Source organism: Propionicicella superfundia DSM 22317, assembly GCF_000423465.1.
GTDB lineage: Bacteria > Actinomycetota > Actinomycetes > Propionibacteriales > Propionibacteriaceae > Propionicicella > Propionicicella superfundia.
The window spans coordinates 650,185-663,275 of sequence record NZ_KE384021.1 but is presented as its reverse complement, the minus strand read 5'-3'; the positions used below and the strand labels follow the sequence as shown (position 1 = coordinate 663,275).

General features: G+C 70.1%; 9 protein-coding genes. All 9 read right to left on the bottom strand.

Features of this window, described 5'->3' with window-relative positions:
- Window positions 1-32: 32 nt before the first annotated feature.
- On the bottom strand, window positions 33-992 hold the full coding sequence (locus G555_RS21375; RefSeq protein ID WP_156887554.1) for a VldE C-terminal domain-containing protein: 960 nt from the start codon (window positions 990-992) through the stop codon (window positions 33-35).
- A gap of 4 nt (window positions 993-996) precedes the next feature.
- On the bottom strand, window positions 997-1,692 hold the full coding sequence (locus G555_RS21370; protein WP_169337918.1) for a bifunctional 4-hydroxy-2-oxoglutarate aldolase/2-dehydro-3-deoxy-phosphogluconate aldolase: 696 nt from the start codon (window positions 1,690-1,692) through the stop codon (window positions 997-999).
- 124 nt (window positions 1,693-1,816) lie between these two features.
- Window positions 1,817-5,194, bottom strand: a complete 3,378-nt coding sequence (locus tag G555_RS0112915; RefSeq protein ID WP_028709178.1) for a PPi-type phosphoenolpyruvate carboxykinase family protein — start codon at window positions 5,192-5,194, stop codon at window positions 1,817-1,819.
- A gap of 49 nt (window positions 5,195-5,243) precedes the next feature.
- Entirely contained in the window at window positions 5,244-7,604 is a 2,361-nt protein-coding gene (locus G555_RS0112910) for a glycoside hydrolase family 65 protein (protein ID WP_028709177.1), read from the bottom strand.
- Window positions 7,601-8,335 carry an HAD family hydrolase gene (locus G555_RS0112905; RefSeq protein WP_028709176.1) on the bottom strand — a complete coding sequence of 245 codons (735 nt, stop codon included), beginning with the start codon at window positions 8,333-8,335 and terminating at the stop codon, window positions 7,601-7,603. Before G555_RS0112905 ends, G555_RS0112910 begins: the two co-directional genes overlap by 4 nt.
- A 149-nt stretch (window positions 8,336-8,484) precedes the next feature.
- On the bottom strand, window positions 8,485-9,339 hold the full coding sequence (locus tag G555_RS0112900) for a fructosamine kinase family protein (protein WP_211223249.1): 855 nt from the start codon (window positions 9,337-9,339) through the stop codon (window positions 8,485-8,487).
- 65 nt (window positions 9,340-9,404) lie between these two features.
- Entirely contained in the window at window positions 9,405-10,712 is a 1,308-nt protein-coding gene (locus G555_RS0112895; RefSeq protein WP_028709174.1) for an MFS transporter, read from the bottom strand.
- A 5-nt stretch (window positions 10,713-10,717) separates the two neighbouring features.
- A complete protein-coding gene (pdxA, locus tag G555_RS19940; protein ID WP_084635240.1) occupies window positions 10,718-11,785 on the bottom strand; it encodes a 4-hydroxythreonine-4-phosphate dehydrogenase PdxA in 1,068 nt (355 codons plus the stop codon).
- A gap of 5 nt (window positions 11,786-11,790) precedes the next feature.
- Complete coding sequence (locus G555_RS19935) at window positions 11,791-13,083, bottom strand: four-carbon acid sugar kinase family protein (protein WP_051209050.1); 1,293 nt, start codon at window positions 13,081-13,083, stop codon at window positions 11,791-11,793.
- Window positions 13,084-13,091: the final 8 nt, after the last annotated feature.

The window sequence follows — 13,091 nt, the reverse complement described above, 5'->3', positions numbered from 1 at the left end:
GTCGCCTCTTCCACGACCACGACGTTAGCGGCTCAGTTGCTCGCGACCGCGACGTGGACGTGGTCGTAGTGGTTCGCGGTCGTGCTGCCGCGGTCCTCCATCGCCGACCATCCCTGACCGGGCACCCAGAGCTGCTGCCGGAAGATGATGTGGTCGATGTTGAACTCCGACGCGTGGGCGACGAGGAACTCGGCCATCTGCCAGCCGAGCGCGGAGTCGCTGACCGAGGGCAGCATCGCGTCGAGGGCGCGGCCGCTCGGGTGGTACGGGAGGGAATCCGCCCGGACTCCGCCGTAGGACGTGATCTTCGGGAAGTTCGCACACAGGGAGCGGTAGATCTTGATCGTGTTGGCCTTCAGACCGCTCTCGACCGCCGAGCCGAGCCGGCACTCGGCCGAGGTCACCGACCCCGACGCCCCCGAGGGCTTCTTGGAGGTCAGCTTCGCGTTGAGCACCCAGCCGGCCTTCCCGTTGTAGATGACCTGACGGTACGCGCCGAACGTCGCGTCGGTGATCTTGATCCCGGTGCCGGTGCTCAGAGTGCCGAGAGCCTTGGCGTCCTTCGCCGGGGTCTGCCGCACGGTGAGGTCGGTCGTGGTGTATCGGGTGCCGGCCGCCTTCAGCGCCACCTCGGTGAGAACGTTCGAGAGCGTGGGACGCGTCTGGTCGCGGGTGATCTGCTTCTCCTGGGCCACCGTCACCGAGGAGGTCTGCGTGTACGTCCCGCGCGCCGCGACACGGGCGGCGACCTCGGCCGCGGACTCGGTCGTCGTGGTGGCAGTCGTCTGGGCGGGCGCTCCCGCCGCGGTCGTGATCATGGAGACGGCCAGGACGGCGGCCAGAGGTGCGGCGATACCGGTCGGCAGTGCGAGCTTGCCGGCGAGGCGGGGCGAGGCCGACCTGCGCGGAGAGGCGATGGCGTCCTCGGCAATGCCCGAGTCGGCGAGCAGAGCCCGGCGAGGTTGCGACATAGTGGCCTTCCAGTGCGGCATCGGCTTAACTGTTTCTCAGCTTATCTTCAGAATCGACCACCCGCAAACCCTCGCCATCCCGCGCGGTGGAGCGGACCCTCGCGAACGCGGCCGAGTAATCCCGGCTCCGCACGCGCAATCCCATGAGAACGCCACCCGACAAGGCGTTCCCGATCAACTGCGAGGTCGGGCAGACGGCCACGGCTCCCCGCTCGAACCACCGCCCGGCGGCGGCGGAATCGACCCTCCCGGTGACCACGAGCGGCACGCCGGGCACCTCGTTTCCTAAGAGGTCTGCGTAGTCGGGATCGAGATGGTCGGCCGGGACGAGCTGGACCGCGCTCGCGTCGAGCCCCGCCGCCCGCTCGACCTCGGCGGGAGTCAGCGCCCCGGCGAGCGTCGGGAGCCCGAGATCGGTGGCGCGGGCGATCACCTCGGGCCTGGCCAGCGCCTGGGCGACGAAGGCGCCCCCCGCCTCACGCACGGCGGCGAGCTCGGAGGGGGCGACGCGGCCCCGCACGCCGACGATGGCACGCCCGTCGAACATCTCCCGCAATGCCCGCAGCACACCGGTCGCCGGCCACGGCAGCGTCCAGACGCGGACGTCCTCCTGGATCAGGATCTCGCACGCCGCGTACAGCTCGGCGGCGTCCAGGGCCGGGAGCGGCGCGATGACTCCGTACCGGAGCAGGACACCGGGAAGCGGCACGCGAGCGGACACATCCCCCATCATGCCGCACGCCGGTTCGCCGACCCGGCATCCGCGCGCCGGCCCCGCACAGACGCGATCGCCCGCCCCGGGTGGGACGGGCGATCGCCGTGGCCGGACGTTCCGGTCGCGGACCCTACCTGAGCGACGGCTGCAGGCCGAGCGTCCCGATCAGCGACGCGCGGTAGCCCCCGGAACGGACCCGGGCGAGCTCCTCCTCGGCGGCGGCCAGCCGCTCGGGCAGGCGCAGCCGCTCGGTCGCCTCGGCGTTGCTGGGGACGCCGAGGAACTGCCGGATCCTCGCGATGCCCTCCTCCAGCAGCAGCGCATCGCGATCCTGCTTGGCATCCAGCCGTTCCCGGTACCAGTCGGCGGCCAGCACCGTGTCGCGGTCGAACAGCCGGCGGAAGGCCGGGGCGGCCAGGCCGAGCCCGTCGGCGGTCTCACCGTTCGCCATGATCTCCAGCAACGCCCGCAGCGGCGGGGTGGCCAGGTCGATCGTGCCGTCGTCGAAGTACGCGCGCGCGACCCGCTGGTGGGTCTCGACGATGGTCTTCACACTTTCGGCGTACAGCGCCGGATCCTGCAGTTCGGGCTTCAGCATCGCCTCCGTGAACACCACGTGCGGGTGGAGGAAGATGCGTCCGAAGTACTTGCGCGCGAACGCCGCCGTCATGCGGTATCCGAGGCGGCTCGCCGCGCAGGTCTCGCCCTCGTAGGTGAAGTCCGGCACCGGCTCCAGCATGCCCTCGGCGACGAGGTTCGTCGCCGACCGCTCCTCGTCGGTCATCCGCGAGAACAACTCGGGGACGAGCAGGCTGACATCGTGGTCGACGCGGACGTTCGGTCCGACGAACCCGGCCGCCGACAGCCATCCGTCGTAGCCGGTGAGGATGAACGACAGCAGCGCCGCGTTGAGGTCGACGATGGCCGGCATCGCGTTGAACGGGCCCTTCGTCATCGCTCCCTCGGAGCCGGCGCCCGTCGTCGACGGCGACTTGCCGGTCATGGAGCTGATGAACTCCATGAAGAGCTCCGGCAGTTCCATGTAGTGCAGCGGGTTGTACGAGCACAGCGGAGGAACACCCTTGTCGGGCGGGTTGTTGCGACGTCCGGCGGCCACGACGTCGACCGGCGGCTTCAGCGGCTCGTCCACGGGCAGCCCGTGGTACAGGTGCTCGCACAGATCGGCGATCCCCGTCTCGAACGGATTCGCCCTGTCGGGTCGCACCTGCAGGTACCGCGGGTTCTTCGACCGCTTGCCGTTGACGAGACGCGAGTCGGCGCTCGACACGAAGTACTCGGGCGACGCGTCGTCGGGCATCCCCGCCGCCTGCAGGATCAGATCCTGCATCGGCGTGCTGAACGCGCTGAACGCGACCGCGTCGTCGGCCATCTCGCGGGCGTCGGCGTGCGTCAGCGGCTGGAAGTTCGACAGGAACGTCCCCGGCGACGAGACGTCCCTCTCGGCCTGCTTGTCATAGCCGCGGATCACCGCGTCGTCGGGACGCTGGAACAGCAGCTCCTCGCAGTTCTCGACGTACTTGCGGCTCAGCCCGTCGCCGCCCGGACACGCCACGGTGCTCGCGGTGATGTCGTCCTCGGTCTGCACCTTGGCGGCCGGATTGAAATCGTGCCGCAGACCGAACAACCGCCACGAGCCGTCGGGCTCGAAGCCGACACGCAGCATGTTGACCGAGATCTTGTCGCCGTCCAGCCGCAGGAAGTTCCCCAGCCGGCCGTTCATGATGCCGACGGAGAAGTGGCTCTTCCAGTCGTCCTTCCACTCGGGCCGGTAGAACCGCTTCACGACGTACACCAGTTCGAGGATGTGCGGCGGGATGCTGTTCAGCCACGCGTTGTACTCGGGCGTGTAGTCGGTCTCCGACGGCGTCAGGAGCTTGATGACCGATCCGATGCTCCGCTTGTCGGACAGGATGCGGCGCTTGTCGGTCTGTGCCGCCGGGTCGGCGAACCGGTCGGAGCAGTCGTGCTCGAGGATCTCGGCGACGGCGGCCATGTCGGACTCGTAGGCCGGGCTGTACACGTTGCCGATGATGAACGCCGCCGAGATGGCCTTGCTGATCTCGGACTTGCCGCCGCCCGACACCGTCGCCGGCTTGTGACACTGGGTCGAGCGGGGGGCCGTGCCGATCAGGCTCCACTGGGTCTGATCGGTCTCGTTGCGCGCCAGATGCACCCGGTAGCCGTTCGGCCCGATGTACACGCGCCGCGCCCGGATGTGGATCGACTGCTTGGTCCCGTCGGCCGTCCTCCAGCTCACCGTCTGGTCGCGAAGGCTGTAGGTCGAGTTGGCCGGGACGAGAACGACCTGCGGCTCCTTCACGTCGAGCGCATATCCCTCGGGCTGGAGCCGGAACCGCTCCGGGTCTCGCGCGACGACGTCGGCCAGCGAGGAGGACGAGCCGGCGGAGTCGTCGGTGTAGATCTGGCCCAGGTTGTAGCTCGGGTAGACCTGGGCGCCGCCGGAGTGCTCCTCCTCCACGTTGCCGAAGAGGTTGGCCGAGTAGCTGATCTGGGTCTTGACCTCTTTCTTGCAGTACCCGTAGTAGTTGTCGGCGATGATCGTCACGATGACGCCACGGGCGTCCCGCGCGCACACCTTGAACGCCTTGCCGTCGTTGTAGCGCTCCGACTCGTCGGTCCAGCACATGCCGTCGCGACGCTGCCGCTCGGTGGCCTGATCGCGGTGCGGCAGGCCGAGCTCGCGCTTCGTCACCGCGGTCAGGTGCGGCGCGAGGATCACCATGCCGGTCGTGCCGGTCCACCCCTGCGGGGCGAGAGCGGCGTCGTTCTCGGGAAGGTTGGGGTCGCCGGCGTTCCCGAAGATCCCCTCCACGAAGTCGAGGTTGGACACGAGACCGCCGGGGGCGATGAAGCGGATCTCCATCCGCTTCTCCCCCGTCACACCCGGCACCGCGGGCACGACCAGCGGCCGCAGCAGCAGCGAGACGTACGCGTGCGCGGGCGAATCCTCGTTGGCGGTGTAAGGCAGCAGCGTCGCCTCGGCGGGCGCCTCGAACGCACGCTCGAGCAGTCGGGCGAAGGCCTGCTTCGGCACGGCCAGCTTGTCGTCGGGAATGTCCGAGCCGCCCTCGACGACGTGGAACACGCCCTGGGTCGTCCGGCGGTCGTTGGCCGGGTTGTGCAGGACGCCGTTGAGCAGCCGGTAGGACGACAACAGCGGCGAGGAGAACGCGTCCCCCACGCGGGGCAGTGACAGCCCCCGGGCGAGTCCCGCCTCGTCGAGGATGAGCGTGGACGGCGGCAGTTCGGGCTGCACCTCGGTGTCGGCGAGGTAGGAGTCGAGGAAGTCCTGCACCCGCTGGTCGACCGGGCACAGGCGGTTCACGAGGCGCCGGCCCAACTCGCGCTGACGAGCGAGGATCGGGGCGACCAGAGACTCGGCGGCGTCGTCCGACGCGTTCGGCACGGGCAGTCCGATGAGGGCCAGTCTCAGATTGATTGCGGCATTCACTTGGTCAACCGTCATAGCTCCACTCTGCTACGTCTTCAGCTCGGGCAGCGGCCCGTCCAACAGTTCAGGACAGACGTGCAGGCGCGCGCCCCACGGGCTGTTCCGGTTCCGGCAGCAGCGGCTCCACGCGGCGCAACGGCCGGGCGACCGGCTCCTGGCCGAGATCGATCTCCTCGCCGTACAGCCGCAGCGGCAGCGGCGCGTCCCCCTCCTGACGCACGGTGACCGTGTCCGCCTCGACGGCGACCGTCACCCGTGCGCCCCGCCACAGCAGCCGGAATCCGAACCCCTCCACCCCGTCGGGGCGCTGCGGCCACAGCACGAGCCGGTCGGGGGCTTCGCGGTACCCGCCGAGACCGCACGAGAACGCCAGCCACGATCCGGCGAGCGAAGCCATGTGCAGCCCGTGGTCGGCGTTCCCGTGGACGTCCTCGAGATCCACCGCTGCCGCCTCGTACAGGTAGGCCAGGGCGAGATCCAGGTGCCCGGCCTGCGCGCACACGACCGACTGCGGGGTCGCCGACAGTGACGAGTCGCGCGACGTCCGCCGCTCGTAGTAGTCGAGATTGCGGGCGACCTGGTCGGGTGCGAACTCCTCGGGGCACCACCACATCGCCTGCACGAGATCGGCCTGCTTGATGACCTGGTGGCGGTAGATCTCGAAGTACGGCGAGTAGTTCTGGATCGGGTGCTTGTCCTTGAAACGCTCCCAGTCCCACTCGTCGAACCGCGTGAACCCGGCACATGCCGGATGAACCCCCAGCTCGGCGTCGTAGGGGATGAACATGTTCTCGGCGATCGCCGCCCAATGCGCCCGCTCGGCATCGGTCACGCCGAGTTGGGCGGCCAGGTCGGGATGCCGTCCGGTCCGCTCGGCCGCCGACAGCAGCGCACGCCGCGCCATCAGGTTGGTGAACACGTTGTCGTCGATGACCGCGGTGTACTCGTCCGGCCCGGTGAGGCCGTCGAGGTGGACCTTGCCGCTGCGTCCCTCATGGCTGAGCGAGATCCATGCCCGGGCCGTCTCCACGATCACCGGCAGCCCCCCGTCGAGTTCGAGGCTTTCGTCGCCGGTCACCCAGCGGTACAGCTCGAACGCCCTCACGATGTCGGCGTTGATGTGCATCGCCGCGGTGCTCGCGGGCCAGTAGGCGGACGCCTCGGTGCCGTCGATCGTCCGCCACGGGAAGGCGGCGCCCTGGAGGCCGAGCTCCGCGGCACGGTCCTTCGCGAGATCGATCGTGGACGCGCGCCAGCGCAGGACGTCGGCGCAGGCGTCGGGCAGCACGGCCGCCAGGACGGGGGCCAGGAAGCCCTCGGTGTCCCAGAAGGTGTGGCCCGAGTACCCCGAACCGGTGAGGGCCTTCGCCCCGATGGGCGCGCCCTCGTTCCGCAGCGCGCCCTGATACACCTGGAACAGCGCGTACCGCAGCATGCCGGTGAGCCGCGGACGGCCGGTGACGTGGACATCGGCGGTGTCCCAGAACGCGTCGAGATGCTCGGCCTGCCGGGCGACCAGCCCCTCCCATCTGTCATGGCGGGCCGAGCTCACGGCGGCGGAGACCTGACTGCGCAGCAGCGGCACCGCCCGCGTGGTGGAGGTCGCGTGCGCCACGTACTTGGTGATCGTGAGCGACTCGCCGGGCAGCAGTTCGGCGACGAAGGACGTCCGTGCCCAGTCGGGGCGGGTCTCGACGAACATCTCGGCGTCCGCGCTGGACGCGATCTCGTGCGCGATCGAGGCGGCGACCGTGAGGCCCGAGCGCTTCGTGCGGTGCACCAGCAGCGCCCCGGAGGTGCTGCGCTCCTGCGCGACCGGTCGCAGTGCCTGGGCGAGGACGTGGGTGACACGCGGGTCCTTCGAGGATCCCTCGGCCGGGGCCATCGGTTCGTTGGCGATGAGCTCGGACTGCAGGATGATCCGCACCTGCTGGTCGACGGCGGCGACGGTGTAGCGGATGGCCGACACAGAGCGGTATTCGTACGACGCCAGCCGGGTCGACGAGATCCGTACGCGGCGCCCGCGCGGGGTCGACCAGTCGACGTCTCGGGTCAGCGTCCCCTCGCGCAGCGACAGGACCCGGCGGTGGGCGTGGAGCGTCCCGAGCCGCACGTCGAACGGCGAGTCGTCCACGATGAGCCGGATCACCGAGCCGTCGGGCGCGTGGATCATCGCCTGCCCGAAGTCGGGGTACCCGTAGCCCGGCTCGGCGTGCGGGAGGCGGAACCGCTCGTACAGGCCGGCGACGTACGCACCGGAGGACACCGCCGGCTCTCCTTCGTCGAGAGTGCCGCGAAGCCCGACGAAGCCGTTGGAGAGCGCGAACACCGACTCGGCGTGGCCGACGTCCTCGAGCGCCAGTTCAGGCTCGACCACCTCCCATTCGCCGACCTCGAGGTGGGTGAGCCGGTCGGCCGGGTTCACAGCAACGCGCCCAGATCCGGGACGACGATGTCGGCGCCGGCCTCCCGCAGCGCATCGGCCTGTCCGGCGTCGTCGATCCCGACCACGAACCCGAACGCCCCGGCGCGGCCCGCCTGCACGCCCGCCACGGCGTCCTCGAACACGGCCGCCGACGCCGGATCGACCCCGGCCAGTTCCGCGCCGTACAGGAAGGTCGCCGGGTCGGGTTTGCCGGGGAGGTCGCGTTCGCGGGCGACGACCCCGTCCACCCGGGCCTCGATGAGCCGATCCAGCCCGGTCAGCGCGAGCGCCTTGGCGGCGTTGGCGCTGGACGACACCACCACTCGGCGCAGCCCGGCCTTCTCGGCGGCCTGCAGGTAGGCGCGCGCGCCGGGGCGCTCGTCGACCCCCTCGGTGTCCATGTGCGCGACGACGATCGTGTTCTTCAGGTTGCCGAGCGCGTTGACCGTCCCCATGCCCGGCGCATCGGCCGGGTCGCCCTCGGGGAGTTCGATGCCGCGGCTGGCCAGGAAGGTCCGCACGCCGTCGGCACGGCGCCGCCCGTCGACATAGCGCGTGTAGTCGGCGGCGGGGTCGAACGGGTACAGGTCGTCGCCGGTCTCCTCGGCGCGCTTTCGCAGGAAGTCGTCGAAGGCCTGCTTCCACGCACCGATGTGCAGCCGCGTCGTGCTCGTCAGCACGCCGTCGAGGTCGAAGAGACATGCCTGGATATGGGGGGGCAGTCCGATCACGCCGCCGTCCTTCCGGTACAGACGTTTCGCCAAGGTGGGAACGCTCTCGGTGATCAGGTTACGGACTACAGGTCCGTCGCGAAAGCGACCGACCGGTCACCGCCGACGACCCCCGCATGCGAGCCCGAGGCGACGGCCTCGGGACACGGTCACAGGTACCGGCGGAGCGCATCGAGGGCACTGTCGCCGTAGGAGCCGCCGAACAGGTACGCGTGGACGAGCAGGGGCGGCACCTGGTACCAGTCGATCCGGTCCTGCCACCCCGTCGCGAGAGGGAAGGCCTCGTCGTAGGCCGCGAAGCAGCGCGGTCCGAAACCGCCGAAGAGCCGCATCATCGCCAGGTCGATCTCGCGGTGGGCGAAATGCGCGGCCGGGTCGATGAGCCAGTTCCGTCCGTCGGTGTCGACGAGGCGATTGCCGGCCCACAGGTCGCCATGGACGAGGGAGGGGGGCTCGGCGGGGCCGCACAGCTCGTCGGCACGCGGCGCGAGCCGGTCGATGGTTCGCCGCGCCTCGGGCGAGAGCGTTCCCTTGGCGATCGCCGCCTCGGCGAGGGGCACGAGCCGGCGCTCGAGGAAGAAATCGGTCCACGAGGCGGTGGGCGTGAGGTCGATGGGCATGGACCCGAGGTATCCCGAGGTGTCCCCGTCGAGGGCTCCGAAAGCCGGCGCGGTGGACCGGTGGATGTGCGCGAGACCGCGGCCCAGTTCGTCCTCGGTCGACGGCCTGCGCCGTCCTTCGTCGATCCACGACAGCACCAGGCCTCCCGCGGTGACCCGCACGACCTGCGGGACGCCGATCGTGGGGGGAGCCGCCGTGGCCAGTGCGCGAAGTCCGGCCGCCTCCCGGCTGAACATCCGGGGCTTCGGTCGAGGGTGCGTCTTGGCGAACAGCGGCCCGGCGGCCGTGTCGAGGCGAAAGGAGGCTGCGATGCTGCCGCCCGCCACCGGGACGCTGCCGAGGACGTCGAGGCCGGCCACGAGATCCGGCGGGAGTGCGGGCACGATGCGAGCCTAGCTCCACCCGCGTCGGTGGTGGGCCCGGCACGGGGCCCACCACCGGCCGTCGATCATGCGTCGACGGTGCTCCCCTCGGCCGTCGCCGGAGCGCTCGGCTGCTGGGTCTTCACGCCGATGACGGTGAGCAACGCGCTCAGGACCAGGATGCCGGCGAGGAAGAGATAGCCGATCAGGTCACTGCCGGTCGCGTCGCGCATCCACCCGACGGCGTAGGGCCCGACGAATCCGCCGAGGTTGCCCAAGGCGTTGATCAGTCCCATCGAGAACGCCAGCACCTCGATGCGCAGGAACGCCGCGGGCAGTGCCCAGAACGGGCCGTAGGGCGCGTAGATGCCGACCGCCGCGATGCACAGCAGGGCGATGTTCACCACGGGGAGGGTGACGAACTGCCCGACGACCAGCGCGCCGGCGCCGATGAGCAGCGGCACGGCCACAGCGAGCTTCCGGTTCGCGGTGCGGTCGCTCCAGCGCGAGACGAGCACCATGCCGACCAGGGCGATCAGGTACGGGATCGCCGTCAGCCACCCGACGAGAATGGGCGATCCGCCGGTGAGGTTCTTCAGCACCGTCGGCAACCACAGGCTGAAGCCGTAGAAGCCGGTCATCCAGCAGAAGTAGATGGCGATCATCAGCAGCACCCGCGGATCCCTCAGCGCGCGTTGGTAGCCGCCCTTCGGGTCGACGGCCGGCTTGGCGGCCTCCTCGGCGGCGAGGGTGGACTCGACGTACTCGCGCTCGGCCGGGGTGATCCACCTGGCCTGGCTCGGCCGGTCGGCCACGGCGAACCACCAGACCACGGCCCACAGCAGCGGCGGGATGCCTTCGATGATGAGCACCGTCCGCCAACTGAAGGACTCGAGCAGGACGCCCGACAGGGGCGCCATGACGATCGACGACAGCGGAAGGCAGAGCATCCACAGGGCGTTGGCACGCGCACGCTCCGTGAGCGGGAACCAACTGGCGAGCAGCACGAGGACGGCGGGCCACACGCCGCCCTCGAACACGCCGAGGAAGAAGCGTGCGACCAGGAACTGGTTGCGGTCGGCGACCAGCCCGCACGCCATCGCGGCGATGCCCCAGGTGATCATGAGGATCAGGACGGTCTTCTTGGCGCTCCATTTCTGTGCGGCGACGGCGCCGGGAATCTGGAGGAACATGTAGCCGACGAAGAAGATGCCGCTGACCAGGCCTTTGTCGGAGACGGTGAGGTGCATCGTCGGATCTTTTTCGATGAACGGCAGGATCACGGCGACGTTGTTGCGGTCGAGATAGGCGAGCATGTACATGATCGCCGCGACCGGGATCACATATGCCCAGCGCTTCTGCGGCACTGCTGATGCGGTAACGGATGGGGACACCGGTGCTACTTCCTCTCTGAAGGCGGAGTCGTGTCGGTACGTGGCGGGAAGGCCGCAGCGATCGCCGTGTTGCGGGCGGAGAATCGCACGCCGGCGTCGAAGGCCGAGATCATGGTCTGCGGCGACGCCGTTCCCTTTCCCGCGATGTCGAACGCCGTGCCGTGATCGACGGAGGTGCGCAGGATGGGCAGGCCAACCGTGACGGAGACGGTCCGGTCGAAGTCGTACGTCTTCGTCGCGATGTGGCCCTGATCGTGGTAGAGGGACAGGATGCCGTCGAAGGCACCTCCGATGCCCAGATGGAAGACGGAGTCGGCGGGGATCGGCCCGAGCACGCCGGCGCCCGTCTCCTCGTTCACCTGTTCGATGGCCGGCCGGATCTCGTCCAGCTCCTCGCGTCCGAAGTGGCCGTTCTCGCCGCCGTGCGGATTCAGCGCGGCCACGGCGAGCCGAGGCTCCGCGTAGCCGAACACCCGCAGGGCACGCAGCGCTCGCGTGATGGAGCCGACCAGCAGGTCCTTCCGGATCGCCTGCACCGCCTCGAGCAGCGACATGTGACGGGTGGCGAAGAAGGTGCACAGATCCCCGAGTACGAACATGGTGTCGGTCTTCTCCGCGCCGGTGAGGTCCTGGAGCATCTCGGTGTGTCCGAGGAAGCGGGAGCCGGTGGACCAGATGGCCTCTTTGTTGATGGGAGCGGTCACGACGCCCTGCGTCCGCCCGGCCAGGGCATCCTCGACGGCCCGCTCGATGGAGGCGACGGCCGCGCGTCCCGCCGCCTCCTGGACGACGCCGAACTCGATCTCGTCCGCATCGGGGATCGTGCCGATGTCGATCACGTCGACGACGCTCGGCTCCGTGGCGGCGTCGGCGGGGTCGTCGATGACGCGTACCTCGACGTCGGCACCGATGATGCCGGCGGCCCGCTCGACGACGCTCGGATCGGCATAGAGCACGGCCCGTGCGCGACGACGGATCTCGGGACGGATCACCGTCGCCAGGCTGATCTCGGGTCCGATACCGGCCGGATCGCCGACCGTGACGCCCAGTACCGGGGGCTGTGTGTCGGTCACGTGTGTTACTTCCCTTCTGATGTGGCTGGAGAGACGAGAGTGACGTCGGCGGCGTGCCTCGACGCCTGCTGGAGCGCGTTCACGCAGAGGGTGGCGGCGTCGGTGTCACCGATCAGCCCGCCCTTGGTGGCCAGCCCGATGCCTGCGTACGGGCCGCCGCTGACCTCGCCGACGACCGCCAGGGGGAGCACCTCGCTGAGGATCCGGAAACCGTCGCCGCCCAGCGCGCGGAGCACGGTCATCGCGACGTCGCCGCCGGTGGCGTAGATCGCGGCGGGCCGCAACCGCTCGGTCGCCGCGCGCGCCACATCCGCGAACAGCCGCAGGCTCGTGTCGGCGGCCTCGGCCGTCGGCGGGCCGCTCGGCAGGACGGTGCGCAGCCCGATGACCGAGTGACCTGCCATCGCCGCCTGTGCCAGCCGCTCGACGATGTCGGTCGCCGCGTCGACGGCAGGGTCGACCGTGATCAGCCGGGCATCCGACGTCGCCGCGAGATGGTCGAGTTGGGCCCTCGTCTGCTCGGTGAGGCTTCCGGCCATGACGAGAATCAGCGGGTTCTGCTCGGTGCGCCCGCCGCCGAGACCGCGCTGTCGGCTCAACGCGACGCCGAACGGCCCTGTGTCGACCACCAGCCATTCGAGGTCGCCGCTTTCGGCGGCGCGCTGGGCGGCCTTCGCAACGGTGAGGAGGTCGGCGTCGTCATACGCGTCGACCACGACGACATCGGCGCTGTGGCCCGCCGTGGCGAGGGACGCGGCGAGATCCGCGTTCAGGTCCTCCAGCCCCAGTTCGCGCGTCCGTAGTCCGGGCATGCCGGAGAAGAGGGCGCTGACGCGGGACGTGGTCACCGGCGTGAACGGATCGCCGGCCGCCCAGGAACGCGCCACGGGCACGCCCTGGACGAACTGGCAGCCGCCGACCGTGACCCGTTCGGAGGCCGGGAACGCCGGAACCATCAAGACGGCCTGCCGGCCGGAGTCGCGACGGGCACGCAGGGCTGCGAGGCCGGCGGCGACCTCGGCGGCGATGTTGCCGCGCAGCGTCGTGTCCACCCGCTTGGCGATCTGCGCGCCCGTCCCGGCGGCGAACGCCACGACTTCGGCGACTCGGGCGGACGCGGCAGGCCCGGGAAGGTGACGGGACTCCGTGTTGAACACCAGCACGTCCACGTCGTCCTGGATTCGCTCGGCCGTGGCGATGTCCGCGACGGTGACCACGGCGAGGCCGCCCATCGCATACAGCGCGCCCGTGGCGTTCGACCCGGTCAGGTCGTCCCCGATGATCACGACATCAGCCATGCCCGTCC